This is a genomic window from Mesorhizobium ciceri biovar biserrulae WSM1271 (assembly GCF_000185905.1).
Taxonomy (GTDB): Bacteria; Pseudomonadota; Alphaproteobacteria; order Rhizobiales; family Rhizobiaceae; genus Mesorhizobium; species Mesorhizobium ciceri.
The window spans coordinates 5,631,955-5,657,341 of the sequence record NC_014923.1 but is presented as its reverse complement, the minus strand read 5'-3'; the positions used below and the strand labels follow the sequence as shown (position 1 = coordinate 5,657,341).

The following is a 25,387-nucleotide window of genomic DNA, read 5'->3' as shown; positions in this document are numbered from 1 at the left end:
CAGCCTGCGAGAGCTGGCCAACGGACTCATGCACCTCGCCATGAAGGATCCACCATCGTTGCCAAGGCCATAACGCGGCTGACTGAAAAAGGATGCTTGGCAACACCGCCCGGCTGAAAACCGACGCGAAGCGGTGCGGGTTAGACGATGCGCAACTGCTGGAAAGCCTGTTGCTGCCGACTGCTCGTTTGAATCCAGAAAGCGACCAGGAGCAGTGCGGCTCCGCCATAGATCAGGCCGGCGGGAATCCACATGATCAAGCCTGCAAGTTGCTGGTCCTCGAGCGGGTTGAGCCCCCATAAATCCGAGCCGATCGCATTATCCGGATACCACAGCCTGGGCGAGACGACGAGCAACACCCCGAGCAGCCCGGTGTGGAGGGAGGTGAAGAAAAGATGCATCACGGCATTGCCGCAAGCCTGCTCGCGGCCAAGGCGAGGCAGCAGCACCCACCAGAACAAAAGCCCGGTACCGAGGAAACTCGCGTGCTGGGCATAATGCAGGAAGCCCTGCTGGAGGGCAGCCTCGAACAGCGCCGGGACATGCCAGATCCATATCGCGGCTCCGTGCAGGACGGTCGCGACCACAGGACGGCTGATGAACGCCCAGACCGCCCGAAGCGCATTTGCATGTCCGGCCGCTCCGAATATCTGGCGCAGCTGTACCGGCAGGGCCCACATCATCGCCGCCGTCGGGCGGGAGGCAACCAGCAGAGGCGCTGCGACCGCCATCAGCAATTCGTGCTCGATCATGTGCGCCGCAAACACATGTTCGCCCAATGCATGGATCGGGCTTACAAGGGCGAACGCCAGGACGGACCAGCCGGCAGCAAACAGCAAGGCCTGCCGGGATCGCAAGCGACGTCCACGTCCGCTCCGTCGCCACAGCCGGCCAGCGCCGGCAACATACAGCAAAAGGATTGCCGCCAGTGGCAATGTGATGGGTAGCGCCAGAGTCCAACCAGCCTGCGGAGCGCCGTTGCCATAGCAAATCGAGGTCGAAAAGAGCGCGTCGAAGCTCATGATCCGCATCCGTCACCCGGAAGAGCGCGGGTTCATCTGGAAAGATTCAGAATGAAGCCACTGAGGCGCGCTGTTCCACCTCCCTGCGCCGCCTCTAGGCATCCATCATCGATTTCGCCGGCTCACGGGCGATATTTTCTTCTATGCGTTCGTGTCCCGGCGTCCGCGGCAGGGCCTGGCGGAAGTTCTTGGCGTAGTCTGCCGGCATTTTGGGCGGCATCAGCGGCTCATAGGCATCTACCAGCGCTTCGATCACGACAGGGCTTTGCGTGGCGAAAGCCTGGTCGAGAACCGTCTCGATCTGATCGGGCCGCTCGATGCGAAAACCCTTTGCGCCCATTGCTTCTGCCGCCTTGGCAAAATCGATCGGCTGCAATTCGCAACCGAATTGCGGGTTGCCCAGAAACATCATCTGCTCCCAGGCGATCTGATTGAGCATGTTGTTCTTGATCACCAGAACCTTGAGCGGGATCTTGTAGCGCACCGCCGTCGAGAATTCGCCGAGCTGCATGGCAAAGCCGCCATCGCCGACGATGGCGGCAATCGGTCGACCGGGAAACGCTATGCCGGCAGCGATGGCGTAGGCCAGACCGCAAGCCATCGACGCCAGTGATCCGGACACCCCAAATGCCTGGCCGCTGCGAAGATCGACATGGCGGGCGGCCAGCTCCGTATTCTGACCGGAATCCGTGGCCAGCACTGTGTCGTCGGCCAATCTTTGTCCGAAAGCCCGGGCAATAGCTTGTGGCTTCAATGGTTGCGCCTGCATGTCTTCCGACTGCCGCATCATCTCGCGCCATTTTCTCATGGTCTCCTGGGAACGGCGCAGGAATTCATCCGAGGGCTTTTGCGTCAGGCGCTGGTTGAGCGCGCGCAATGTCTCGGCCGCGTCGCCGACGAGGCCGGCCTCGACCGGAAAGCGCAAGCCGATCCGTTGCGCATCGCAGTCGATCTGGACGCCACGGGCCTGTCCGGGCTGCGGGTAGTATTCGATGTAGGGGAAGGTCGAACCGACAATCAGCACCGCGTCACAGCTCTCCATCGCTTCTTGCGAAGCCAGGGTTCCAAGAATGCCGATCCCGCCGGTGGTGTAGGGATGGTCGTCCGGCAGCACCGCCTTGCCCAGCAAGGCCTTCGCGACAGGCGCCTGCAGCAGGCGCGCCGTATGTTCGAGTTCGGCTGCCGCGCCGATGGCGCCGCGTCCGGCCAGGATCGCAACCCGCGAAGCGTCATTGAGAATGGCGGCGGCTTTGTCGAGCTCAACGTCCAGCGGTACGCTGTGACCGGCGAACATATCCTGCGGCGTGTGCGCCGGGCGATTGCGCTTGGAGCGCTTCGACGGATCACGCTCCTGCTCCTGGATGTCGCTGGCAATCGAAAGATGGGCGACGCCCTTGCGCGCCAGCGCGGTTCGACAGGCAAGGCTGGCGACGTTTTCCATATGCGCGGCGTCGGCAACATGGGCGTTATAAACGGAGACATCGTTGAACACGCGCGTCAGATCGACATCCTGTTGCGTGAACGTCTCGATCAGATCGTGGAACTGCATGCCCGTAATCGCCAGCACTGGAGCCTGGTCGAGCTTGGCGTCGTAGAGGCCGGTCAGAAGATGTGTTCCGCCGGGGCCGGACGTCGCAAGGCACACGCCCAGCTTTCCTGTCCACTTGGCATATGCACATGCCATGAAGGCAGCCGACTCTTCATGCCGGACCTGAACGAAGGCAATTTTGTCGCGCCGCGTCCGCAACGCTTCCATGACCCCGTTTATGCCGTCTCCCGGCAAGCCGAACACCACCTCCACGTCCCAGGCGACGAGTGTGTCGATCAGAATTTCTGCTGCATTCGGCATATCAGGGTAGCTCCGGGTGGATGGTGTCCGAACCGGTGAATCCCGAGTTGGTTCCTTCGTCGCAATAAATCGTGACAGGTTTCTGGGGCGATCTTCCTGGGGCGGTCTATTCGATCTGCTCGAACGTGCATTGCCGTGGCGCCTTGTCGGGGCGCCAGCGCAGCAGTTTGGTGCCATGGCGAAACCGATTGCCGGTGACGTGGTCGAAGCGGACCTCCACCACCAGTTCAGGTTCCAAAGGCTCCCATTGTCCGCTGCGCTCCGTGCTCCAGCGGCTCGGGCCGCCGGGCGCCTTGCCAGTGAATCCGGGCTCTGACCGCAGCCCTTCCAGCCGGCGCGTGAGCGCTCCTCTGTCGGTCCTGGCGATGGTCGACGTGAAGCCGACGTGATCGAGCTTGCCGTCGTCATTGTAGAGGCCGAGGAGCAGTGAGCCGACCTCACGGCTACCCGCGAGATAGCGGAAACCGCCGACAACGCAATCGGCGGTGCGCCTCGGCTTTACCTTCACCATCGCACGTTCGCCGCACAGATAGTGCTCGTCGAGCACTTTGGCCACGATGCCGTCGGTCGATGCATGGCCGGCCCCGTTCAGCCATCGAGCCGCCGTCGCTGCATCATAAGTGCACTTCGACAGGCGAAGATCCGGACTGTTCGAGGAGGTCACGAAGTCCTCGATCGCTCGCCGCCTTTCGACAAGTGGTTTGCCCGTGATGACCTCGCCGCCCGGCCTGGCAAGCATGTCGAAGAGGATCAGACTGGCAGGCGTCTGCGAACTCAGTTTGCGGATTCTGCTTTGTGCCGGGTGAAGACGCATCTGCAGCGCCTCGAAGGAAAGCTCACCGTCCACCTCGATGACAATCTCGCCGTCGATGACGAAATGCCCGCGCTTGAGGTCACGCAGGATCTCCGTGATTTCCGGAAAATAGCGGCCGAGCGGCTTGCCGGATTTGGCGCGCAGGTCAACGGTGTCGTCGCTCTTGAAAGCAAGGCAGCGGAATCCGTCCCATTTAGGCTCGTACTGCCAGCGGTTCCCATCCCTTGGGATTGCATCGGCAAGCCTGGCCTCCATCGGAGACGTATCCAGCGGGAGCGGGAAGGCGTTTGTCGGTTCATGCACGGATCAGGCCTCCAAAACCGGTTCAGGAACGGCTCCGGCTTTTCAACTTCCAGGACTGCACCGCGTTCCATCTGACGGTTTCATGGAGGTTCTTCACGATGGCATTTTCATTTGCCGCCGGAACCCGGTGACGGCTGGCCGCTTTGATGTCATCGGCGGCGCGAAAGGAGATGCCCATCGACCTCTCATTGTGGACAGCTTTTGTCGGAACCGTCATTCTGATGCAGGTGCCGCCAGGCCCCGACAGCATGCTGGTGATGGCCCGCGGCATCGGACACGGGCGCGGCGTGGCGTTGTTCACGGTACTCGGCATGACGCTGGGCGCCGGACTGGTGCAGCTTCCGCTGATTGCATTCGGCCTGTCTTCGCTTGTCCACGCCTCGCCGGTGGCGTTCAATCTGCTTCGATGGGCCGGGGCGGCCTATATCATGTGGCTGGGTTTCCGGCTGCTGCTTTCAGCCTCGGCAACCATTCCCACAGGTGACATCAAGGCCCTGCGGCCGCTCGCCGCCGCCCGGGAAGGAATGATCGCCAATCTGAGCAATCCCTGGCCTTTGATGTTCATGGTTGCGTTCCTGCCGCAATTTGTCGACCCGCATAGGGGCTCCGTCACGTTGCAACTGGTGCTGCTCGGCGCAACACAGAAGATAACCGGTGTGCTGGTGCTGGGAGCCTACGCCTTGGCATCGGGCGCGGTCGGCGCATGGGTCATGCGGCATCCTCGCGCAAGGCTTTGGCAGCAGCGGCTCGCCGGCTGTCTCATCATCGGCCTCGGCGTGCGGATGGTGATCGGCGGCAGTACGAGCCGCTGACTTCAAGAAATAGCTTTTGTGCCTGAAGGACTGGCTTTGACACATGCATTCTCTTCTTCAGGCAAACGGAGCATTCGCTTTGACGTCGGCTCCGCCGCCGTCGCGGGCCGGGACCGTGTCCAGGAACAAAAAACCTGACCGGAGGTTCGAACCTCGATCTCAATGCAGCTGCAACGCTTCATCGCCATCCGATTGGAATGTTCGTCATGATTTCTTGCGTGGCCTCGGTAAAGACGCGCCTTCAATGAACAAGCCGCCTGAGAATGCTGGCCAAAGGGAAAGCAGGCGAAAAGGGGGCGGCGTCGTTCGGGCGCTTGGGCTTGGCCTGATCACCGGCGCGGCCGATGACGACTGCTCGGCCATCGGTACCTACGCAAGCGCCGGAGCGCGGTTCGGCCCCGACCTGCTGTGGACGGCACCTGTCACGCTGCCGATGATGTATCTCGTCGTCTACCTTTCATCCAAACTTGGCCAGGTTTCGGGTCGCGGGCTTTTCCAGGTCATATCGGACTTCTATCCGCGTTGGCTGCTATGGTTCGTGCTGGTGGGCGTGCTGATCGGCAACACGATCGAGGCAGCCGCCGACCTTGGCGCCATGTCGGCGGCTATTGTGCTGTTCGTTCCGCTGCCTGCTCCGTTGGTCGTCACTGCCGTTGCGGTCGTCATTTTTGCCCTGCAGGTGCTCGGGTCGTACAAATTGATCCGAAATGTGTTCCGGTGGCTGGCTCTGGCTCTGCTTGCCTATGTGGTCTCCGCAGTGCTTGCCAAACCGGATGCCGCTTCCGTCCTGCGTGGCACGCTGTTGCCACAAATCGAGTTCAGCCGAGAGTACCTGTCCATCCTCGTCGCCATCGTCGGGACCACTCTCTCCGCATACCTTTACACGTGGCAGTCCAATCAGGAGGTGGAGGAGGAGATCGCCAAGGGTCGAACGAGCCTCGAAGAGCGCAAAGGCGCCACCGAGGGTGAACTGCGCCGATCCCGCCGCGATATCCTGATCGGCATGACGTTCTCCAATCTGATCATGTATTTTATCATCCTTTCGACCGGGTCGACGCTCTACAAGGCCGGACACACGCAGATCGAGACAGCGGCACAGGCGGCCGAAGCGCTGCGGCCGCTTGCCGGCGACGCTGCCGGCATTCTCTTTGCGGCCGGTGTAATTGGCGTCGGCTTCCTGGCCGTGCCGATCATGACCGCTGGCGCTGCTTTCGATTTCGCCCAGGCGATGGGATGGAAGAATAGCCTGCATGCCAAACCCCGGCAGGCTCCCAAATTCTACATCGCGATCGGGGTCATAACGCTGGTGGCGGTGGGTCTCAATTTCTTCGGCTTCAACCCGATGAAAGCTCTCGTCTGGTCCGGCATCGTGCAAGGATTTTCAACGCCGCCGCTGCTGCTTCTCATCCTCATCATGACCAACAATCGCAAGATCATGGGCGACAAGGTCAACAGCACAAGCACGAACATCCTGGGCGGCGTGACGACCTTGGCGATTTTTGCGGCGTCGGCGGGATTGGTGGCAAGCTGGTTCTTGTAGCTCGCATGGCATGACAGATGTTCAGGCACGGTGGAACATCGGCGGTCAAATCCCGTTGAGACGCTTGTGGGAGAAAGGAGGTTGTCCATGTCAAAGTTGCAGGCCGCAACTCCGGACCGTTTAAGGCAACTCAGGCTTGAAGCTTCAGCACATTTCGCTCCGTTGATGCTGAACGAAGCCCTATTGCGCCTTTCCCATGCCTGCGGAGGCGACAGCCTCGACCGCTTCGAGAAAGCCATGGTTGATCAAATCGAGGCTGCCAAGGACGATCGGGCCGATTTCGAAACGATCAAGGAACTCGCGATCGAGCAGCTTTACGCCCTGGTCCGGAACGCCAACGATTCGCCGAAAAAGAAACAGTCGCTGGAGAAGATCGACACGCGCAGAACGCCCGGCCGGTCCGAAGAACCACGCACGCTCGAGGACCAACTGCAGGCGGGGTTGGAGGATTCCTTTCCGGCGAGCGATCCGCCTTCGGTGGTGTCCACGACCATTTCAGGCGGAGCAAAGAAGCTGGTCGGGACCGACGAGGTCCTGGAGAAGCAGCGGCGACAAGCGTCCAGCAAGGAAGATCGCTCGTAGACCGCGGTGCCGGCTGGGTTGGCGGCAAACCAAAGAGTGCGGACGCGCCAACGGAAACAGCTGACGCCATCGCATCAAAGTTTGACAGCCGCCTCCCGCGCCCAGAGCCGCAGTTTGCGGCATGACTGCACAAACGCAGCTACCGAAGCTGCCGAATCCAGCCGCCTCAGCCCCTCATCGGCATCGGGAGCGACGCCTGCTTTGATCAGGAGCGGCTCGGCCCCGGAGGTGAAGCCGATGAACTTGCAATGCGCAAACGCATCAGACACGAAATCCTTCGCAGCGGCCTCCTTGACCAGTAGCCCGGCGCCCGCCTCGGAGAGGAGCAGCACTACCGCGTCGAACAAAACGGATGGACCGCCGTCGATCATGTGCCTTGCTTCGATGTGGGTGCCGTCGGCGGCTTCGACGCCGCCCACCTTGGGCGCAACCACCTCCATCACCGCGCCTTCCGCTTCGATGGCGGAACGAAGTTCCTCGAACAGCGCGACATCGGCTCCATCGCTGAGCATGACACCGACTTTGCGGCCTTCGAAACTGTCGGGCCCGTTTTGGATGATGCTGAGCGCCGGCGACGGCGGCAAGTCATCGCGCGGTGGAACGGCGGCTTCGGCAGGTTCGGGCATGTCACGGATGCCGAGCTTGTCGGCGACCGTGGTCGCCAGCGTTTCATCGATGTTCAACAAATGCGAAACCATGCGTTCGCGGATCGCCGGGGCCTGGACCTTGCTCAGTTCAAACGTCAGCGCCATTGCGATGTGACGCTGCTCCGGTGGTGTCTGGCTGTTGAAGAATTGCCGGGCCTGGCTGTAGTGATCGGCGAAGCTCTCCGCGCGCAGACGTACTTTCTGCCCTTCTTCGGCATCGGAGAAAGAACGGAAGCCACGCTGCGGATCCTCGCGCGGTCCCAGTCCCCATGAGTTCGGTTCATAGTTGGCGCGACCGGCCGGATTGCGCATGGCCATGTGCCCGTCCTGTTGAAAATGGGCGAACGGGCACTTCGGTGCATTGATCGGCAGATGGGTAAAGTTCGGGCTGCCCAGTCGTTTCAATTGGGTATCGAGATAGGAGAAGTTGCGGCCCTGCAGAAGCGGATCGTTGGAGAAATCGATTCCGGGCGGCACATTCTGCGTCATGAATGCAACCTGCTCGGTCTCGGCGAAGAAATTATCCGGCATCCGGTCGAGCACCAGCCGACCGACCGGAATTGGTTCGAGAACCTCTTCGGGAATGATCTTCGTTGCGTCCAGGATATCGAAGTCAAAACTGTCGGCAAACGCCTGATCGAACAGTTGCACCGTCAACTCCCATTCCGGGAAATTGCCGGCCTGTATGGCCTCCCACAGATCGCGGCGATGGAAGTCGGGATCGGCGCCGTTGATCTTGACCGCCTCGTTCCAGACCACCGATTGCATGCCGAGCTTGGGTTTCCAGATGAACTTGACGAAGGTGGATTCGTCCTTGGCGTTGACGAGGCGGAACGTGTGCACACCAAAGCCTTGCATGAAGCGGAAGGAACGCGGGATGGCGCGATCCGACATGATCCACATCACCATGTGCATCGATTCCGGCATCAGGCTGATGAAGTCCCAGAAATTGTCGTGCGCCGTCTGTGCCTGCGGAAAAGCACGGTCGGGCTCCTGTTTGGCGGCGTGGATCAGATCGGGAAACTTGATGGCGTCCTGGATGAAGAAGACCGGAATGTTGTTGCCGACCAAATCCCAATTGCCTTCCTTGGTGTAGAGCTTGACCGCAAAGCCGCGCACGTCGCGGGCGAGATCGAACGAGCCCTTGTTGCCGGCAACCGTCGAGAAACGAACGAATGCCGGCGTCTTTTCACCAGCTCGCTGGAAAATGTCGGCACGTGTGTATTTGGCCAGTGAGTCGTAGGTCTCGAAATAACCATGCGCGCCATAGCCGCGGGCATGGACGACCCGTTCCGGGATGCGTTCGTGGTCGAAGTGGAAAATCTTCTCGCGAAAGTGAAAGTCTTCGATCAGCGATGGTCCGCGTTCACCGATCCGCAATGTGTTTTGGTCGTCGGAGACAGGCGTTCCGAGCGCCGTGGTAAGGACAGGCGTGTCGTCTCCCGCGATCTGGTGCAACTCGCCGCCATTTCCGCGCGCGCTATTCTGATCCAGTCCACTTGCCGATTGGCGAGCGGAGGGGCGAGCGGATTTGGCCATGACAGGTCCTCGATCGATACTGGAAGGTTGAAGTGGCAAGCCATCAAACTGCCGGTGAACGGCTTTGTTCCCGTAAAAAAGCGGACGCTGTTAGATACCACTGTCGAAGGAGGCGTCGCTGCTGCGGCGATGGTATGCGCCGATCGCATGACAGACATCTCCGCCCGCGAAGAATTGTGAAGAGTTGTCTCCAGCAAGAGGAACGAACCAAACTTCCATGCATTTAGCTGAGGCTGCGTTCACACACTCTTTCTGCTGGGAGCTGGACCATTGTCATCCGGAGGCTGCCTTTTGGCCGACCAGGAAACCAATGAAGTTTCCATCGTTGACCTGATACCCGCCCTGCGGGCATTCGCCCGCACCTTCTGCCGCGTCCCCGACGATGCTGACGATCTCGTGCAGGAGACACTGACCAAGGGTCTCGCCAACATCGACAAGTTCGAACCCGGTACGCGAATGAAGTCGTGGCTCTTCACCATCATGCGCAACACCTATTATACCCGGGTCAAGATCGCTGCCCGGGAGGCGCCAGGCCTGCTCGACTGCGCCTCTTCGAGACCAATTTCGGAAGCCACCCAGGAATGGACTGTTCAGAGCAGGGAAGTTCACGGCGCCATTCAAAGACTGCCTGAACACCAACGCGAGGTGCTGATGCTGATCGGCGTTTTGGGAGTGAGCTACGAGGAAACCGCCGATATATGCGGTTGCGCGGTCGGGACGGTCAAAAGCCGCCTGAACCGTGCGCGCGCCAACATCCTTGAACTCCTAGGGGAGAGTTCGCTGGAGACATTGATGGAGAGGAGAAACCAGCTGTCGGACGGTCAGCTCGACGTCGAGGTCGACAGCCGCAGATAGTCAGTTGTTCGCGTCGCGCCGACGTTTCTCGACGAGCGCGTTCTGCAATTCGATCGCCAGCTTGGTGAGGCGGTCCGGAATCTTTTCCTGCTCTATGGCTGCCAGCAGGGAGGCAATCTCCCGATCCACCGCCATCTCGACATGCGGATCCGCGGTATCGTCGCTCGAACGAGACATCACATTCTCTTGATAGCGGTCCCTTGATCGTAGTGTGGTGATAAGCGCCCGGCATTACAAGCCTGTGTCCACCGCCGAGAAGCTGACCGGCGGACCCTTGCACAGGTTTATTTCCTTGCTCCTTGGTCGCCCCGCGGACCACAGGCCCGCGCGGTGGCGTTCAGTCCTTCGGCAATCGATTAGCGGCGTAATCCTTCGGACTTGATCCGATTGCCGTCCAGCCCGCGCTCCTCCTTCGAATCGAGGACACTCGTTGGTGCCCTTTGCTCGACGTCCGAACTGGCATCGTGCTGTAATGTTCCGTCTCACCGAGCGAGCAAAAAAGCGTTGCCATCCCATGATCGAAACGGCTTCTCACCGTCGATGAGGACCCGCAATTGATGAGCTTGCGCCAGACGGCCGATATCGTCGCGGTCTGAGAAAAGCGATCCGCGATAGGAATAGTTCAGCAAGGCGAGCCAGCCCGGCCGTTTCAGAACGCGCGCAATTTCTTCGAAATGCCGCTCTGCCATGCCGGCCAGAACCAGATAGGGAAAGCTGTCGACCGCCAGCACGCAATCGAAACTGGCATCGTCGAAATCGGCCAGATCGAGACCGGAGGTTGGTCGTAACTCGACATTGCCGAGTGCGGCGCATTGCTCTGAGGCGATGGAGATCATTCGCGACGATATATCGATACCGACCATCCGCTTGAAGGATCTGCACAGCGCACGCTCGAAACGGCCGATGCCGCAACCGATGTCGAGAATGCTCCGTTCCCTTCCGGTGAATTCTCGGGCTTCCAGCCATGCGACGATTTCGTTGGTCGTGGCTGTGAGCCTTTCCACATCGCCGAGGGATGCCAGTTGGACACTCGCGGCTCCCGAAATCGCTGCCGCGGCATCGAAGCTGGACGCCAGCCGCATGACGACATCGGCATTCGTCTCGTCCTCATTGCGCTCATGGCGAACGGCGCCGCCCGTCGCTCGCAACATGGCAAAGACGTCTGGTTTGCAGCGCAGCAGTCCGGCGACCTTCCGCAATCTTGCCGCGTCGCCGGTATCCGCCGGACGGACTTTCAGCACGACCTCCGCCAATTCCGCTGCCCCAATTGTGGGCGGCAGGTGGAGCGCCAGCCTGACGAGAACACCTTCGGCGCAAATACCGTCGGCCATGCAGTCTTCAACCGCCAGCCTGACCGATGTCCGGCGCTGGGCGCCTTTCGGTGCGGTTACACTCATGGGTCAACTCCGCGTCCAGACCCTGCGCATCGTCCACCTGTCGGCGGCGCCCCAGCCATATTTGTAGGCCTCCTGGCCGCGCAGGAAATCGAACTCGCGCGCATCTTCGCGGATCGACTCCACGATTGCGTGGCCAATCAGGATCGCGCCCGGGCTCTCCTCGGCATAAGCAGGGTCGAACCCACCCAGATAAGCGTAGGCACGGCCGCGGTGGTGAAATCCGTAATAGGCACCGATGGTCCTGTCATCGATCGCGAGCAGCCAGCATCGCACCAGACCATGAGCATCGAGCAAGGGAAGCGAGAGCCGATGGAATTGCTCGACGGCGGGGTTGGCCAACACACCCCCTCCGTGTTCGGCCCATCGCACATTGTGCAGGCGGATCAATTGATCGAGGAAGGTTTGCGGACTGCCGTTTGCCGATGACAGCGCAATCCGGCCGCATCTTGATGCCGCCTGGCGCGCCCGACGCAACTGGCGTCTGCGTCTTGCGGGGACGCAGCCTGCCAGCGTTTCGTCGCCGGCGATGGCGAGCACGGGGCAGGCGGCATGGGCGGTCGGCCGATCCATCTCGGGATGCTTCATCGCAAGGGCGACGCTGTCCTGTGGCAAGTCCGACAAGATCCATTGCGCCCACCCGATCGTGAAGATCGACTCGGTGATAATGCCGACAACCTCGGCTTCGATACCAGGGACAGCCAGGATGTCCAGATAATCGCTGAGCGAAATGCCGACCGGAAGCAGCTTCGAACCAGCCGTCCCATGCTCCAGGTAACACGGCGCCAGCCCGACCAGATCCCCGCCGTGCCAGACCGCGACTGTCGCCAGTTCACCGGGTGCGAATGCGTGCCACCATGGCACCAGCCAGGCGGGAGATTGAAACGGCGTCGCCGAGGGACTCTGCTGCCACAGTTTCCACCAGTGCGGCGTCAAGGCGTCGAACTGCGCGGGGTCACCGATGATTTCGCAGCGCAGCACCGCTTTGCTCACGGCGTCGCAGCCAAGCGCCGGCGACCAGTGCCAAGCTGTGCCAGCGCCTGATAAGCGTCCATGTAAGACGAGATCATCCGTTCCAGCGAAAACCGCCGTCGCGCCTCCGCCCTGCATGTCTCGGCATCCAAGCTGGGCGCCGCAAGAATGGCTTGGGCCATCTCGTCGACCGTGTCGACGAGAAAGCCCGTCCTGCCGTGCTCTACGACATCGGGAAGCGCACCATTTGGAAAGGCGACTACCGGGGCACCGCAGGCGAGGGCCTCCATGGCCACAAGCGAGCTGGTCTCGGCTGCGAGGCTCGGAATGACCAGACAGCGCGCTGCGTTGAGAAAGCGTCGCTTGGCGGTGAAGCCGAGCGGACCAAGGAAGCGGCGGCGGCCATCGAGGCGAGATTGGACCTCGTCGCGAAAGTACCGCGTATGTGTTTCGTAGGGATAGACCTTACCGCCGACGACCAGCGGAACGCCTGCTAGTTTGGCTGCATCGAGCGCCAGGTGAATGCCCTTCTCCGGGCAAACCCGGCTCAGAACCAGGGCAAAGTCGCGCTTCGGCTGCGGCAGGTTCAGTGCTTGGATGTCGACGCCGTTCGGAATCGGTGCCGTCAGCCTGGCGCCTGATGGCGCGGTTTTCTGCTGGCTGGGTGAGACCGCATGAAGCCAGAGGTCGCCACGCGTCGGGCGCAATGCCGCGGCCGGATACCAATCCAACGGCAGGTGGAGGGTCACCAAGGTCGGACCATCGTCGGGCAGATAAGCGTCGAAATCGATGCCGTGCAGATGAACCACATCGATGGGCCATCGGGCGCGGGCAGCGGCGATCGCTTTGCGATGGGCCTCTTGCGCGCGGCGCTTCGCCGCCTCGTCGAGCATGCCGTTTTCGGCCGGTATTTCCACAAGCGTGCCGCTCGTGCTGGAGCCACGGCAAGCAATGACGATAGATCGATGGCCGGCGTGAACCAATGCCCGATCGAGCATCGACAGAACCTGTTCGGCACCGCCGACAGCGTCGGGTCCGACGGGCGCGAGAGGGTAGGCGACATTGAGGACGGTGAGTGTCGCGGCCGGTTGCGTCCCGGTGCCCTGCGCCGCATCCCCACCTGTCAGTGGTGTTGCGAAGTCCGGCATCTGATGCATGGGCAGCATGACGATTTCACGCGGCCGAGGCCCGCCGCGTGGGGAGCGAGGCGGATGTCATGCCAGGCGCATAGCGGCGGATCATGGTTGAGCAGAATTCCGCGAACTCCTCCGGCACCAGTGGCGGGCTGGTGTGGTGGGGCATCATTCCGCGATGCTGAGGTGTGAAGCAGAAGGTGACCGTCACGTCGAAATCGGCGAGTGCTTCCATCTGCCGGTCGAACCAGTCCAGCGCATTCGGCCGAAAACTGTCCGCCCAGGAAAGCCCGGTACGCATATAGGTGACACCCAGCCGCTTCATCCAGGCGACAGCGTCGTCCAGCCGCGGATCTTCGAAATGAAACCACTGCACCAGTCCCATTGCGGGTGTATAGCGCAGGAATTCCTCCAGCGCGGGCTTTGGCGTGCCGTCCTGGCGCAGCAGCCCCATATGGAAATGACGGTAATAAGAGGAGCCTTCGGCTTCGCGGTGACGCGTCGTTGCTTCCCATTCACGCGGAAGATCGTAGAGGCTGTACCACTGGACGCGTGGTGCATTGCCGAGCAGCAATTCAGCTGTTCGCTTGAGCCCCCAGACCTGGATTTCCTCGGCGCCGAAGGTCGATACGCCGACTTCGCTGACCCAGATGGGAAGGTCGGTGACGGTCGCGATCTCGCCGATCTTCTGCGGCCATTCCTGGATTTGCCACAGGTTCCAGTCGAGCGGAAAGCCGTGCACGGCGACGGCGTCGACATGATCCAGCACGCCGAATTCCTTCATGCGGGTGATGAATCCCGGGTCTATCGGCGAGATGCCACCGAGCACTTTGGTCAAAGCCGGGTTTTCAGATGCGATTGCGTCCGCCGCCAGGATTGCCATCCTGGCGAAGCGGCTCCAGTCGGGGTCGAGCTCGGGATCCCAATGCGATTTGTTGTTGGGCTCGTTCCAGATCATCGCGGCTTCAATCATGGCGCTGTCCTTTCGAGGGGTAGACGGGACCGCCACTGGCCGGGTCGCCTGCGGCCCGGCAGAAATAGACCTCCTGCTCAGGGTGCAGAACGATCTCGAAACCGGCGCTGCGCAGCATCGCTTCGGTGCAGGCTCGATTGGGTATCCACCAGTTGGTCGGGTCGTCGGCATAGCGGTGCTCGATGAAATGGAGCTTGGGAAATTCCGGCCGGTCGAACAGGTCATGCGTCCAGAAATGATAGTTCTCTTCCATCTCGGGAAGATCGGTGCTGCCGCGCTGCATGGACTGAAAGATCATCAGATCACCGGCGACATGCTCACGGATAAGGTCGAGCGCAAGCAACGGGTGGCGCAAGTGATAAAGCACCCCCATGAACAGCACGATATCGAATGTTTCGCGCAGGGCGCCGACGTCGTAGACCGACAGTTTCTGGAATTCGATCTCGCAATTGGCGATCTCGGCGGCAAAGCGGGCCTGCGCCAGATAAGCCTCATCGAAATCAATGCCGAGGACACGGGCAGCACCTCGCCGTTTCATCTCGATGGAATAGAAGCCGGCATTGCAGCCGATATCCAACACCGTCTTGCCTGTCAGATCCGCGGGAATGGCCTCGGCGAATTTGCGCCATTTGATCAGCGGGTAATTGCCGAGAAAATGGTTGGGAGCGGTTTCGACACCGGCCAGTTCCATGTTGTGGAACCATGGGCCGAGAGCATCGATACGGCGGCGGATTTCGGCATGGGAATGCAGCATGGTCAGGCTCCTTCGCCGGGAACGACAGGCACATGCGGGTGTGCTCCACCCACAAGCATGGCGGTTTGGCGTTGTTCGGATGCGACGCCCTCTTCGAGCAGCCGAAGAGCCGTGCGATAGCCGTTGAAGGTGCCGACATCGACGTAGGAGACTCCGGCCCTGACACCGTAGGCTTCACCGCCGGCAGCCAGATAGGCATTGATCAGGGTGCCGATATATTCGTCACGCCGGTCCCGTTCACGCCAGAGTGCAGCGAGCTGGTGCAAGATCCGGCCCGGCATCTTGAACGCCCCCCAGATCCAGTTCGTGGCAGCGTCTTGCCGCTTGACCTGAATTTCCTTTACCCGATCTCCCTCGTCGAGAACCACGGCATCGAAAAATTCCGGGCGGTCCACCGGGAAGAGCAGAAACGATAGGGAACTATCCGGCAGGCAGGAGAAGCCGTCCTCGGGGAACCAGATCGTATCGGGCAAACCAATCAAAACCGTCTCCTCGGGCGCGACGAGAGGCGCTGCCCGAAAAATCGCATCGCAAAGTCCAACAGGGTTGGGCTGCACCACGAACAGAGCGGCAGCGTCACCATAGCCGGCGGCGTAATATTCGAGAATGTCGGATTTGCCCGATCCGATGATGAAACAGATCTTGTCGACGCCGGCGCGCACCATCCGCCGCACCAGGTACTCGCTCACCGCGCAGGGACGCTCCGTCTGTCCATCGATCCGACTGCCTACCGGCAGCAGCTCTTTCGAGAAGCCGAGCGGTTGAATGCGGCTGCCGCGCCCGGCAGCGGGCACGATGCCCAACATCAGACTGCTTCCATCATCGGTTCGCGGGGAGATCTTTGAAAGGCGTCGTTTAGAATGTGGTCCAGCTCCGCCGCGCGCCGGGCAGAAGTGTGTTCGTCCAGAACCCGTTCGCGCGCACGGGTTTTGATGGCATCGAGTTCATCTGCCGGCAAGGCGAGCGCCGCGACCACGTCATCGGTGTCGTGGGCCAGCAGGATCTCGCTGCCGGGTTCGAAGAAGCTGCTCAGGCCAGGCCAGGTGTCGGTTATGATCGGCACCCCGCATGCCGCCGCTTCGAACAACCGGCCCGAAGGACACCAGCCTTTTTGCACCATCGCCTCGCGGGTGACATTCAGCGTCAGTCGGGAGGATGAGAAAAACGCCGGATGATCGGCCGGTGGCAGATGCCTGACGAAGAAGATGTTGTCGCCCCACGGGAATTCCTGCGGATACTGTGCGCCGCCGATGATGAAGCGTTGATCCGGTAGACGCGCGGCGGTGCGGACCAGAAGCTTTTCGACGCCGGCCTGGCGATCCGCCGCGTAGGTCCCGAGATAGGACAGATCACCGGCGAATTCGGCCCGCTTCTCTGCCGGCCGGTGTTGGTCGGGATCGACGTGCCCATAGAGCGGCACCACATGGCGCGCACCCAGAACCGTCTTCAGCGCGTCGACCGCCGAGCCGCCGGTGTAACTCAGGACGAGGTCGAAATCGGCAAGACCCTCAGGGCCGAAATAGGGTGGACGCTCACCTTGTTCGATGCGGGCAAGCGTGACCGGAGTGTCCAGATCGTAGAACACACGCAGTCCGCGGCCTGCCTGCTGCGCCAGCCGCGAGGCGTCCACGGCGTCGGGACAATAAGAGGTGACGATAATGACATCCGATTGCTTGACCGTTTGCTCCGCGACCCGGCGGATGTCCTCCCAGTCCGGGTAGAGCACGACGTTGCCGCCGTCCAGGCGATCAAGATCGCGCGCTCCGGCATAGTAGGGCGTGTCGCGTTCGAAGAAGGTAACGGACCAGCCGCGCCGGGCGAGGGCTCGGATCAGTCCCCTCCATAAGGTGGCATGGCCGTTGCCCCATGAAGACGTGACGGTAAGACCGAAAATGACCATCTGCATCCGGCAAATCCTCGTCAGGCAACTTCGTTCAATCGGATCAGCTTCGCCCCCCAGTCCCCCGACACGATCGTCGTGATCGAAGCGGGATCGATGTCGAAGCGAAAGCAGTCGCCGGCCGGCAAGCCAAGGACCTTGCAGACGGCGGCCTTGATCACATCGGCGTGGCTGACCAGGGCGACACACTGATTCGGATGCTGCTCGTGGACAGCATTCATCACCGCGACGACGCGCTGCTGGACATCGTGCATGGTCTCGCCACTCGGTGTCCTTGCCACTTGCCGCTGATCATTCCAGGCTCGCCAGCTGGCGTCGCCATTCAGCTCATCGAAAGTCTTTCCCGACCAGTCGCCGAAGTCGATCTCGTCAAGTTCGGCGCAGATCGCGATTTCTCCGACACCGCAGGCGAGCGCAACTGGCAGCGCCGTCTCTCGGGTACGCTCGCGCGGGCTGCACAAGATCGCGACGATGGGCTCCCGGGCCATGCGGCAGCCAAGCTGCGTTGCCTGCGCCTTACCGGCATCGCCGAGGCAAACGCCGTCCATACGGCCTGCCAGATAGGAGCCGACATTTTCGTGTGCCGCATGGCGGATCAGAAAGAAGGTCGTCGTCATTCTGCGGCATCGAGCAAAGGCTCGTCCTTGCCTGCGATAAAAGCGAGCGTGCGCTGCCGCGCTTCGGCGTCGGTGAACTGTTCGGGAGGCGACTTCATGAAATAACTGCAGGGACCGGTCAGCGCGCCGGCTATGCCGCGATCGAGCGCCAGCTTGGCGCAGCGTACCGCATCGATCACCACGCCGGCCGAGTTGGGCGAATCCCAGACCTCCAGCTTGAGCTCGGCATTGAGCGGCACGCCGCCGAAGGTCGTGCCTTCGACCCTTATATAGGCCCACTTGCGATCGGTGAGCCAAGGCACATGGTCGCTCGGGCCGACATGGATGTTGCCCGGCTCCAGGGGAACATCGAACTGGCTGGCCACGGACTGTGTCTTGGAGATTTTCTTCGATTCCAGCCGCTCGCGTTCCAGCATGTTGAGAAAATCGGTGTTGCCGCCGAAATTCAGTTGATAGGTGCGGTCGATGCGTACGCCGCGTTCACGGAAGAGATTGGCTAGCAACCGATGCACGATGGTCGCGCCGACCTGGCTCTTGATGTCGTCGCCGACCAGCGGCAGCCCGCGCTGCTCAAAGCGCCGTCGCCATTCCGGACGTGAGGCGATAAAGACCGGTATGCAATTGACGAAGGCGCAGCCGGCCTCGAGTGCGCATTCGGCATAGAAGCAGGTCGCCTCCTCGGAACCCACCGGCAGGTAGGAAACCAGCACGTCAGCGCTGCTGTCACGCAGGATCTCGGTGACATTGGCAACCGGCTCGGGAGCTTCTTCAATCTCGTCGCGCAAATATTTGCCGATCCCGTCCAGCGTCGGTCCGCGCTCGACGCGAACGCCGGTTGTCATGGCGTCGGCAAAGCGGAACGTGTTGTTGGGGGCGGCGTAGATCGCTTCCGCGACGTCGAGGCCAACCTTGCTCTTGGCGACATCGAATGCGCAGACAATCTCGATGTCGTCGACATGGTAACCGCCGAGGTCGGCATGCATCAGCCCAGGGATTGGTTCGTTGCTTTTAGCGTGACGATAGAACGAGAGGCCCTGCACCAGGGAGGATGCGCAATTGCCGACCCCAACGATACCAACACGAACCTTTTTCGATCCCACGAAACCGCCACCCTATGTTGTTCAAAGGTAAGTTCCTGGCGCCGAACCATCAGCTTGCCGGAATGTTCCTCCGCCCATCGAAAAATTGCGCGAGACAGCATGGATCGAAGCCGCATCCGATGCGTTCCCGCACGGCAAGCATTGGAAACCGATCGATGATCGTCTACGGCGACCACAAGCGGACGCAGGACGCACAACAGCTTCGCGAAGCAGCAGGCGAAATGGCCGTAAGACTTGATCGGATGTCTCATGGCATCCGACGCCATGCTGCATTGGTCGGACTGTTCATCAGCGTGTCGGAGCTGGTTCAGGCGCTTGCCGACGTCGATTTCGAAACCTGCGGCATCGACATTTTTTCGCCACGGCAACAGCAAGGCGCCAGGCTGCTGGTCGGGCTTGCCGCCGAGGTAGCGAAGTCGTGGCGAAGCGGTTTCAACGTTGGCGGTGGCATCGATCCGGGACTTCTCAAGCTGCTGGCCGGGCTCGACTGTCAGGCCGAGGTTCTGACCGGCTCCGCTGAGGGTTATGCGCATTATGCGCTTTATCCCGAAAGCTATTTGGACGCGGCGCAGAAGTCGGGGCTCGATGCGAACACATGCGTTATCGGTGTCCGCAGCATTGGCCTTGGGCTCGCAGCTATGGTGGCGGCCTCGATTGGCGCGCCTGCGCCATTCAGCGTTCGTCCGATCGGCCATCCCTTCCACAGGCACATCAACGCCGATCCGCGGTCGATCACCGCTTGGAAGAACAATCCATCGGCGCGTTTCGCCGTTGTCGACGAGGGTCCCGGCCTGTCCGGCAGTTCGATGCATGCCGTTGTCGTTTGGCTGCGTGAACTGGATGTCGATACGGACCGCATTCACCTGTTTCCCAGCCATTCAGGCGGCCCGGGCAGCGAAGCGTCGCCGGAGGCTCGGGAAACGTGGTCGCGCTGTCCGAAACATGTGGCGACGGCGTTTGAATGCACCTTCTCCGAAAACTCGAAAATTCCCACGCTGCGCGATTGGGTGGCCGAGGCTGTCGGCAGGCCGGAATTAAACCTGACCGAACTATCTGGTGGCGAGTGGCGGGCCGCCCACTATGCCGACGAAGGACGCTGGCCGCCGAGCCCACGCGGTACCGAGCGGCGTAAATTCCTGGCGTCCGCAGGGCGTGACCGCTGGCTCGTCAAATTCGCCGGCCTCGGCGAAACCGGACTCCGCAAGAAACGAGCCGCGGCGATGTTGCATGAAGCCGGGTTCGGATCGCAAGTTGTCGCGCTTTGCCATGGCTTTCTGGTTGAACGGTGGATTGATGGCAGCACGATGGATCAGGCGCCGCTGCCCAGGGAAAAACTGATCGCGGAGCTCACAAACTACCTGACCTGGCGTGCGCTCAATCTTCGAACTTGCGAACCGGGTGCATCATTGCTTGCGCTCGCGGAGATGGCTGTTTCCAATGCGTCGGAAGCCTTGGATGAGAAACGCGCAGCGACGTTGCGCGGTTGGCTCTCGAAACGGACCTCCGCGCATGTGCTGCAGCGCGTTGAAATCGACGGAAAGCTTCAACCGTGGGAGTTTCTCGTTCGTGCAGATGGCACGGTGCTCAAGACAGATGCTGTTGACCACTGCCGGGCACATGATTTGATCGGCTGCCAACCGATTGAGTGGGACATTGCCGGCGCCCGCGTCGAGTATGGACTGTCCGACAGCGATGTGAGGACCTTGGTCGAGGGAATGGAACTTGCCATCGACCATGACCACATCGGCTTTTTCGAACCATGCTATTTGGCATTCCAACTCGGGCTCTGGAGCACGGCTGCGCAATCCGAAAACGGCGGGGAAAAAACAAGGCTGGCCGAGATGGCAGACCGATATAGGATGCCGCTGATACGGTTCCTGGACGAATGCCGGATATGATCGTTTCCGATCAGTCCAGCCTTCGCAGCATGTCTGCTTCCTGCTCGAGAATAGTGGCCACTTCCTCGCGCTGCAGATGCGTCATCATCAGGCTGACGCAGCACTCGAGATAGGTAATCGAGGCGCGCCGCAGATAGGCAGCGGTCTCGCGTTCGGCCATCTGGTCGATATCCCTCGAGGGGCGCTTGGGTTGCATGAGGGTAATCCTCCGTATCGGGTCCTCCTGCCAAACCACAAGCCTGGGCGGATGTTCCGCACGATTTCGGGAAAGGTTCGGCGCCATCTCGCATCACGCCGGAAGGTTCTGCAGCCCTCCGGGTGCGGGCCTCGCTCTTTTGGCAAAGCCCGTCATCTGATCGCCGATGCGGCTGCCTTCGAGAGCTGCGAAATAATCGATCGTCAGCTTGAGCCCTTCGTTAAGGGGCACCTTCGGCGTCCAGCCGAGCAGCGCTTTTGCACGCGAAATATCGGGCTGCCTGCGCCGAGGATCGTCTTGCGGCAGCGGTAGAAATCTCAGATCCGATTTGGTACCCGTCATCGCCTTCACCAACGCAGCCAGTCGCACGATGGTGAATTCTCCGGGATTGCCCAGATTGACCGGCTTGCCTGGATTGGGATCGATATCCATCAGGCGCCTCAATCCATCGATCTGATCGGAGACATAGCAGAAGGATCGCGTCTGCAAGCCGTCGCCGAAGATCGTCAGGGGACGTTTCTCGAGCGCCTGCATGATCAGGTTCGAGACGATGCGGCCGTCCGCCGGATCCATTCTCGGGCCGTAGGTGTTAAAGATGCGCGCGACGCGCACGTCGGCTTTGCCGGCTCTCAGATAGTCGAAGCAAAGCGTTTCGGCGGTGCGTTTGCCCTCGTCGTAGCAGGCGCGCGGACCGGTGCAGTTCACATGGCCAACATAATCCTCCCTCTGGGGATGCTGTTCCGGATCGCCATACACTTCGCTCGTCGAGGCCTGTAGCAGCCGCGCGTCATATCGGACAGCGAGTTCGAGCAGGTTGAGCGTTCCAATCACGCAGGTTCGCGTGGTGTGGATAGGGTCGGCCTGGTAACGCGGCGGCGAGGCAGCGCATGCCAGGTTGAAGATACGCTCCACGGGCTCGCCGAGATCCAATGGCCGGCAGATATCCTGCTCGATCAACCGGAAACCCGGATGGTCCATGATCGAGATGATGTTCTCCATGCGCCCAGTCAGAAAATTGTCGGCGCAGATCACGCGCCAGCCGTTGCGGAGCAATGTTTCGCAAAGATGCGAACCGAGGAATCCCGCACCGCCGGCAACAAGCACTGCCTTTGCCCTTCGCGCGTTTCGTGTTTGTCGCATCGCCGTTTTCTCCTGTCTGCTGGTCATGCTGCGCTTCCGATGTCGAAATCGAGGGCCGCCGCCCTTGGCTGTGTCAACGCCGCCACGAATTCGCGGGCCCTGGCCGCACCGGTGTGGGATGCGAGGACGCGTTCGCGGGCCCGGCGGGCCATGGCGAGGCGTGTGCGCTCGGACTCGCCGAAAAGGATCTCGACGACATCGTCCGTTTCCCCGGCGGTGTGGATCGCGGAAGCGGGAAAGAAGCTGTCGAGCCCTGGCCAGCGATCGCTGATGATGGGCGTGCCGCAAGCAGCCGCTTCGAACAGGCGCACACTGGGCGACCATCCCGCGGCGATCATGGAACTGCGTGTGACGTTCAGCGTGTAGCGCTGACGGTTGTAGAACGCGGCATGATCGGCGGGCGGCAGATGTTCGATACGTTCGACATTGTCCGGCCAGATGATGTCGGATGGGTATTGCGAACCGGCCACGACGAAACGCCGGTCCCGCATATGCCGTGCGGGCTCGAGCAGCAGCGCGTTCAGCATTGCCTGCCGGTCGGCACTGTAGGTGCCGAGATAGCCGAGATCCCAGCGGATCGGATCGCCGGTCCGGTGGTGCCGTTCCGGGTCGACCGAGCAGTAGAGCGGTTCGGCGCGGCGCGCGCCGAAGTCCTCCACCAGACGGCCAAGCATCGGCCCGCCGGTGAACGAGAAGTAGACGTCGAAGTAAGGAATCTGCCGCCAGCTCAGATAATCGCAATCGTCGGCTGAAAGCTGCGCCACGGTCACCGGCGTGTCGATGTCGTAAAAGCAGAAGCGCCCTTTGCAAAGTGAAGCGACGATGTCGATGACCACGCGCCCTTCCGGCACGAACGAGCCGATGACGACGATGTCGGCCTGCTCCAGGCACCGGGCGTAGTCGCGTTGTAACTCCGCGGTGGTTTCGTAGTAGCGCAAGGCGCAGAAATCCGGATCGCGCAGATCGCGGTGGTTTGCGTACCACGGCACCTCGCGCTCCAGAAAGGTCACGCCGTGGCCGAGTTCGTGCAGACCTTTCAGCAGGCCTCGAAACGTCGTGGCGTGGCCGTTTCCCCAGGATGAGGACAGCGACAGGCCAAGAAAGACGATGTCCAATTGCTTGGTCATTCCGCTGCCTCCACGGTCCCCTGCTCGAAGTGACGTTTGAAGACTGCATCGGCCACGTCCGCCCGCAACGCGTAGGTGTGATCGGCCAGCACGCGGCAAAGTGCGGCCTGGCCGATTGCCTTTGCCCGACTGGAGGTCAGCGAGCACATGATCTCGGCGACATCGCCGCCGTCGCGCGCCACCAGGATCTCCTCGCCTGGTTTCAGGAACAGTTCCACGCCCAGCCACGCATCGGTGATGAGGCAGGCGCCGGCGCCCGCCGCCTCGAAGACACGCGTGGCCGGTGAAAAACCGTTTACGGCCATGCTGTCGCGGCTGATGTTCAGAACCGCCTTGGGTGTGACGTTGAAGGCATTGTGATCGCGGGTGCCGACGTGACCGAGCCAGCCGACATTGGCGGGAAGCGGCTTGTCCCCCCAGCCCGATCCACCGAGCAGAAAACGCTGTTTCGGCAGCTGGCATGCGGGATCGAGGAAAAACGCTTCGACCCGTGCCTCACGATCCGGCAGCCTGTTGCCAAGGAACGCCAGATCGCAAGCGAAACGCGCATTGCTGGTGACCGGATAATGCGTTTGGGGATCGAGCGCATTGTAGATCGGCACGCATTCGTTCGCCCCCATGGCACGGTAGGCCCATACCACGGGGTCGCCGCCTCCATAGGTCAGCACAAGGTCGATTTCTTGCAGGGCGCTATGGAGCGGATGGTCCGGTTCGTCGCGCAACTGGGCAAGGGTTGCCGGAGCGTCCACGTCCCAGAATACCACCAGCGCGTCGCTGCGGGCGTGGTCGAGAACGGCGCGCAGCAGCGCCTCGTCCTCGAAACCGACGCCACTCGCCTTGACGACGATGTCGGCGCTGGCGGCACGTGCCGCGACCTGCATCAGCGCGTGCTGGGTCGCTTCATAAACGACGACAGTGCACCAGTCAGGCGCCTCGATGTCGCGATTCTTCTGCCGGTCGTAGACGTCGGGTTCATAGAAGGTGATTTCGTAGCCCAATTGGGAAAGCGCCTTCAGCAACCCGCGATAGTAAGTCGCGGCACCGTTCCAGTAGGACGACAAAAGACTCGATCCGTAGAATGCCATCTTCATGCGGCGGCTTCCTTTGCGGTGGTGTTGTTGATGGTATGTTCGGTCGTGAATGCCGTGAGCACGCGGAACAGCTCGTCAACGCGGTGCTGGCAGGTATGCCGGGAGCGAATGGTCTCGAGGCCCGAAGTCACCAGGGAAGCCGCGAAATCCGCATCGGCCAATACCGCCCGCAAGTGTTGCCGCATCTGAGAGCCGTTCTCCGCAAACAGGAAGTCGACGCCGGGCCTGAACAACTGCTCGACATCGGACCAGGGTGCTGAAATCAGCGGAATGCCGCAGGCGAGCGCCTCGAACATCCGGATCGTCGGAATTCCAGGCAATCCCTCACGATAGGGGCGCCGTGGGATGTGAACGGTGACACGATGCGCGGCGAACGCCTTCGGCACATCGGCATTGGCGATCCACCCATCATAGCGCAGTCCGGCGGCGGCCAGGTCCGCAAGTGCGGGCTTGGGATAGCGTACGCCGTGAACAGTGGCCTCGAGACCGAGATCGTGTACTGGCTCGATCAGAAATTCCTTGAGTTCGGCAGTCCGCTCATCGTCGCCCCAGTTTCCAATCCAGACCAGATCGGACATGGGATGGATCTCTGGGTGCGGCTTGAACAGGCGATCGTCCGCGGCTTCATGCCAGGTGAAGACGCGCTTGCCCCAGCCGGCGCGCAGATAGCTCTCGCGCAAGGCCTCGCCAAAGGCGAGGACGCCGTCATAGTGCTCCAACCGTAGCGCCGAGATTGCCTCGGTTGCCGATACGGCCCGGTGATGGGTGTCATGAAACAGAAGGATGAAGTTGCCGCCAGCGGCCCGGGCATGACCGATGCGTGCGACAAGCTCCGGATCCGTCCACTCATGAACGATCACAACGTCGGCCTCGGCGATCCAGGCCTCGTGATCGAACCCGGCATCGTAGGTCACCGGCATCAACTCTGGGAAATCCTTGCGGAAGCGTTCGATGGCGAAGGATCCCTTCTCGGCCAACAGGTTCGAACGGCTCCAGCCGTCGGACGGCTCCAGCGCGACTGCCTGGTGCTGGCGCGCGATCAGATCCCGCATGATACCGCGCAGGAAATGGGCATTGCCGTGGTTCCAGTCGGATACGACCGAGTGGGTGTAGAACAAAAAGCGCATGG

Annotated in this window: 25 protein-coding genes; 5 read left to right on the top strand and 20 right to left on the bottom strand. The window is 61.3% G+C overall.

All coding sequences use genetic code 11. The features are described from left to right. Positions 1-140: 140 nt before the first annotated feature. From MESCI_RS27390 to MESCI_RS27375, 4 genes are all read right to left on the bottom strand, one after another. Positions 141-1,022 carry a cytochrome c oxidase assembly protein gene (locus MESCI_RS27390; RefSeq protein ID WP_013533219.1) on the bottom strand — a complete coding sequence of 294 codons (882 nt, stop codon included), beginning with the start codon at positions 1,020-1,022 and terminating at the stop codon, positions 141-143. A gap of 94 nt (positions 1,023-1,116) precedes the next feature. Further along, positions 1,117-2,871 carry a thiamine pyrophosphate-dependent enzyme gene (locus tag MESCI_RS27385; protein WP_013533218.1) on the bottom strand — a complete coding sequence of 585 codons (1,755 nt, stop codon included), beginning with the start codon at positions 2,869-2,871 and terminating at the stop codon, positions 1,117-1,119. Between the two features lie 106 nt (positions 2,872-2,977). After that, on the bottom strand, positions 2,978-3,988 hold the full coding sequence (locus MESCI_RS27380; protein WP_013533217.1) for an ATP-dependent DNA ligase: 1,011 nt from the start codon (positions 3,986-3,988) through the stop codon (positions 2,978-2,980). 22 nt (positions 3,989-4,010) lie between these two features. Then, complete coding sequence (locus MESCI_RS27375; protein ID WP_164919970.1) at positions 4,011-4,166, bottom strand: hypothetical protein; 156 nt, start codon at positions 4,164-4,166, stop codon at positions 4,011-4,013. On the opposite strand from MESCI_RS27375, the gene MESCI_RS27370 reads away from it, so the two are divergent. The 3 genes from MESCI_RS27370 (at position 4,135) to MESCI_RS27360 (ending at position 6,922) form a co-directional block, all read left to right on the top strand. Then, positions 4,135-4,800, top strand: a complete 666-nt coding sequence (locus MESCI_RS27370) for a LysE family translocator (RefSeq protein WP_245265305.1) — start codon at positions 4,135-4,137, stop codon at positions 4,798-4,800. The genes MESCI_RS27375 and MESCI_RS27370 overlap by 32 nt on opposite strands. Positions 4,801-5,044: 244 nt before the next feature. Further along, positions 5,045-6,340 (top strand): Nramp family divalent metal transporter, encoded by a 1,296-nt coding sequence (locus MESCI_RS27365; RefSeq protein ID WP_013533215.1) that lies wholly within the window; start codon positions 5,045-5,047, stop codon positions 6,338-6,340. An 87-nt stretch (positions 6,341-6,427) separates the two neighbouring features. Next, positions 6,428-6,922, top strand: a complete 495-nt coding sequence (locus tag MESCI_RS27360) for a hypothetical protein (protein WP_013533214.1) — start codon at positions 6,428-6,430, stop codon at positions 6,920-6,922. A 74-nt stretch (positions 6,923-6,996) separates the two neighbouring features. Here MESCI_RS27360 and katE read toward each other — a convergent pair whose 3' ends face one another. After that, complete coding sequence (gene katE / locus MESCI_RS27355; RefSeq protein ID WP_013533213.1) at positions 6,997-9,108, bottom strand: catalase; 2,112 nt, start codon at positions 9,106-9,108, stop codon at positions 6,997-6,999. Between the two features lie 291 nt (positions 9,109-9,399). Here katE and MESCI_RS27345 point away from each other — a divergent pair, with 291 nt between their 5' ends. Continuing rightward, positions 9,400-9,963 carry a sigma-70 family RNA polymerase sigma factor gene (locus MESCI_RS27345; protein ID WP_013533212.1) on the top strand — a complete coding sequence of 188 codons (564 nt, stop codon included), beginning with the start codon at positions 9,400-9,402 and terminating at the stop codon, positions 9,961-9,963. On the opposite strand, the gene MESCI_RS32375 is transcribed toward MESCI_RS27345, so the two are convergent. The 10 genes from MESCI_RS32375 to MESCI_RS27300 form a co-directional block, all read right to left on the bottom strand. Next, positions 9,964-10,140, bottom strand: a complete 177-nt coding sequence (locus MESCI_RS32375; protein WP_013533211.1) for a hypothetical protein — start codon at positions 10,138-10,140, stop codon at positions 9,964-9,966. It lies immediately after the preceding gene. Between the two features lie 305 nt (positions 10,141-10,445). Then, entirely contained in the window at positions 10,446-11,360 is a 915-nt protein-coding gene (locus MESCI_RS27340) for a class I SAM-dependent methyltransferase (protein ID WP_013533210.1), read from the bottom strand. 3 nt (positions 11,361-11,363) lie between these two features. Further along, positions 11,364-12,350 (bottom strand): GNAT family N-acetyltransferase, encoded by a 987-nt coding sequence (locus MESCI_RS27335; protein ID WP_013533209.1) that lies wholly within the window; start codon positions 12,348-12,350, stop codon positions 11,364-11,366. Beyond that, positions 12,347-13,495, bottom strand: coding sequence for a glycosyltransferase (locus MESCI_RS27330; protein WP_013533208.1), 1,149 nt, complete (start codon positions 13,493-13,495; stop codon positions 12,347-12,349). Before MESCI_RS27330 ends, MESCI_RS27335 begins: the two co-directional genes overlap by 4 nt. Before the next feature lie 7 nt (positions 13,496-13,502). Then, entirely contained in the window at positions 13,503-14,435 is a 933-nt protein-coding gene (locus tag MESCI_RS27325; protein WP_013533207.1) for a glycoside hydrolase 5 family protein, read from the bottom strand. Next, positions 14,428-15,189, bottom strand: coding sequence for a TIGR04290 family methyltransferase (locus MESCI_RS27320; RefSeq protein ID WP_013533206.1), 762 nt, complete (start codon positions 15,187-15,189; stop codon positions 14,428-14,430). Before MESCI_RS27320 ends, MESCI_RS27325 begins: the two co-directional genes overlap by 8 nt. 2 nt (positions 15,190-15,191) lie before the next feature. Then, a complete protein-coding gene (locus MESCI_RS27315) occupies positions 15,192-15,995 on the bottom strand; it encodes a sugar phosphate nucleotidyltransferase (RefSeq protein ID WP_013533205.1) in 804 nt (267 codons plus the stop codon). Next, complete coding sequence (locus tag MESCI_RS27310) at positions 15,995-17,095, bottom strand: CgeB family protein (RefSeq protein WP_013533204.1); 1,101 nt, start codon at positions 17,093-17,095, stop codon at positions 15,995-15,997. Before MESCI_RS27310 ends, MESCI_RS27315 begins: the two co-directional genes overlap by 1 nt. A gap of 14 nt (positions 17,096-17,109) precedes the next feature. Further along, positions 17,110-17,706 carry a histidine phosphatase family protein gene (locus tag MESCI_RS27305; RefSeq protein WP_013533203.1) on the bottom strand — a complete coding sequence of 199 codons (597 nt, stop codon included), beginning with the start codon at positions 17,704-17,706 and terminating at the stop codon, positions 17,110-17,112. Next, a complete protein-coding gene (locus tag MESCI_RS27300) occupies positions 17,703-18,806 on the bottom strand; it encodes an inositol-3-phosphate synthase (protein ID WP_013533202.1) in 1,104 nt (367 codons plus the stop codon). The genes MESCI_RS27305 and MESCI_RS27300 overlap by 4 nt, the downstream gene beginning before the upstream one ends. A gap of 155 nt (positions 18,807-18,961) precedes the next feature. Here MESCI_RS27300 and MESCI_RS27295 point away from each other — a divergent pair, with 155 nt between their 5' ends. Next, on the top strand, positions 18,962-20,704 hold the full coding sequence (locus MESCI_RS27295) for a hypothetical protein (RefSeq protein WP_013533201.1): 1,743 nt from the start codon (positions 18,962-18,964) through the stop codon (positions 20,702-20,704). 10 nt (positions 20,705-20,714) lie between these two features. Here the strand turns inward: MESCI_RS27295 and MESCI_RS27290 are convergent, their stop codons facing one another. From MESCI_RS27290 to MESCI_RS27270, 5 genes are all read right to left on the bottom strand, one after another. Then, positions 20,715-20,900: a hypothetical protein gene (locus MESCI_RS27290; RefSeq protein ID WP_013533200.1), complete on the bottom strand. Its 186-nt coding sequence runs from the start codon at positions 20,898-20,900 to the stop codon at positions 20,715-20,717. Between the two features lie 93 nt (positions 20,901-20,993). After that, positions 20,994-22,040: a UDP-glucuronic acid decarboxylase family protein gene (locus tag MESCI_RS27285; protein ID WP_013533199.1), complete on the bottom strand. Its 1,047-nt coding sequence runs from the start codon at positions 22,038-22,040 to the stop codon at positions 20,994-20,996. Between the two features lie 23 nt (positions 22,041-22,063). Beyond that, the gene (locus MESCI_RS27280; protein ID WP_013533198.1) at positions 22,064-23,167 is read right to left on the bottom strand and encodes a CgeB family protein; all 1,104 of its coding nucleotides are present in this window, start codon (positions 23,165-23,167) and stop codon (positions 22,064-22,066) included. Beyond that, on the bottom strand, positions 23,164-24,258 hold the full coding sequence (locus MESCI_RS27275; protein WP_013533197.1) for a CgeB family protein: 1,095 nt from the start codon (positions 24,256-24,258) through the stop codon (positions 23,164-23,166). Before MESCI_RS27275 ends, MESCI_RS27280 begins: the two co-directional genes overlap by 4 nt. Further along, entirely contained in the window at positions 24,255-25,385 is a 1,131-nt protein-coding gene (locus tag MESCI_RS27270) for a CgeB family protein (protein ID WP_013533196.1), read from the bottom strand. Before MESCI_RS27270 ends, MESCI_RS27275 begins: the two co-directional genes overlap by 4 nt. Between the last annotated feature and the right edge of the window lie 2 nt (positions 25,386-25,387).

Excerpts from the sequence above, each read along its gene's own strand:
- MESCI_RS27390 (WP_013533219.1), bottom strand. The coding sequence starts at position 1,022 with ATGAGCTTCGACGCGCTCTTTTCGACCTCGATTTGCTATGGCAACGGC.
- MESCI_RS27385 (WP_013533218.1), bottom strand. The coding sequence starts at position 2,871 with ATGCCGAATGCAGCAGAAATTCTGATCGACACACTCGTCGCCTGGGAC.
- MESCI_RS27370 (WP_245265305.1), top strand. The coding sequence starts at position 4,135 with ATGTCATCGGCGGCGCGAAAGGAGATGCCCATCGACCTCTCATTGTGG.
- MESCI_RS27375 (WP_164919970.1), bottom strand. The coding sequence starts at position 4,166 with ATGGGCATCTCCTTTCGCGCCGCCGATGACATCAAAGCGGCCAGCCGT.
- MESCI_RS27365 (WP_013533215.1), top strand. The coding sequence starts at position 5,045 with ATGAACAAGCCGCCTGAGAATGCTGGCCAAAGGGAAAGCAGGCGAAAA.
- MESCI_RS27360 (WP_013533214.1), top strand. The coding sequence starts at position 6,428 with ATGTCAAAGTTGCAGGCCGCAACTCCGGACCGTTTAAGGCAACTCAGG.
- katE (WP_013533213.1), bottom strand. The coding sequence starts at position 9,108 with ATGGCCAAATCCGCTCGCCCCTCCGCTCGCCAATCGGCAAGTGGACTG.
- MESCI_RS32375 (WP_013533211.1), bottom strand. The coding sequence starts at position 10,140 with ATGTCTCGTTCGAGCGACGATACCGCGGATCCGCATGTCGAGATGGCG.
- MESCI_RS27340 (WP_013533210.1), bottom strand. The coding sequence starts at position 11,360 with ATGAGTGTAACCGCACCGAAAGGCGCCCAGCGCCGGACATCGGTCAGG.
- MESCI_RS27330 (WP_013533208.1), bottom strand. The coding sequence starts at position 13,495 with ATGCTGCCCATGCATCAGATGCCGGACTTCGCAACACCACTGACAGGT.
- MESCI_RS27325 (WP_013533207.1), bottom strand. The coding sequence starts at position 14,435 with ATGATTGAAGCCGCGATGATCTGGAACGAGCCCAACAACAAATCGCAT.
- MESCI_RS27320 (WP_013533206.1), bottom strand. The coding sequence starts at position 15,189 with ATGCTGCATTCCCATGCCGAAATCCGCCGCCGTATCGATGCTCTCGGC.
- MESCI_RS27315 (WP_013533205.1), bottom strand. The coding sequence starts at position 15,995 with ATGTTGGGCATCGTGCCCGCTGCCGGGCGCGGCAGCCGCATTCAACCG.
- MESCI_RS27310 (WP_013533204.1), bottom strand. The coding sequence starts at position 17,095 with ATGCAGATGGTCATTTTCGGTCTTACCGTCACGTCTTCATGGGGCAAC.
- MESCI_RS27305 (WP_013533203.1), bottom strand. The coding sequence starts at position 17,706 with ATGACGACGACCTTCTTTCTGATCCGCCATGCGGCACACGAAAATGTC.
- MESCI_RS27295 (WP_013533201.1), top strand. The coding sequence starts at position 18,962 with ATGATCGTCTACGGCGACCACAAGCGGACGCAGGACGCACAACAGCTT.
- MESCI_RS27290 (WP_013533200.1), bottom strand. The coding sequence starts at position 20,900 with ATGCAACCCAAGCGCCCCTCGAGGGATATCGACCAGATGGCCGAACGC.
- MESCI_RS27285 (WP_013533199.1), bottom strand. The coding sequence starts at position 22,040 with ATGCGACAAACACGAAACGCGCGAAGGGCAAAGGCAGTGCTTGTTGCC.
- MESCI_RS27280 (WP_013533198.1), bottom strand. The coding sequence starts at position 23,167 with ATGACCAAGCAATTGGACATCGTCTTTCTTGGCCTGTCGCTGTCCTCA.
- MESCI_RS27275 (WP_013533197.1), bottom strand. The coding sequence starts at position 24,258 with ATGAAGATGGCATTCTACGGATCGAGTCTTTTGTCGTCCTACTGGAAC.
- MESCI_RS27270 (WP_013533196.1), bottom strand. The coding sequence starts at position 25,385 with ATGCGCTTTTTGTTCTACACCCACTCGGTCGTATCCGACTGGAACCAC.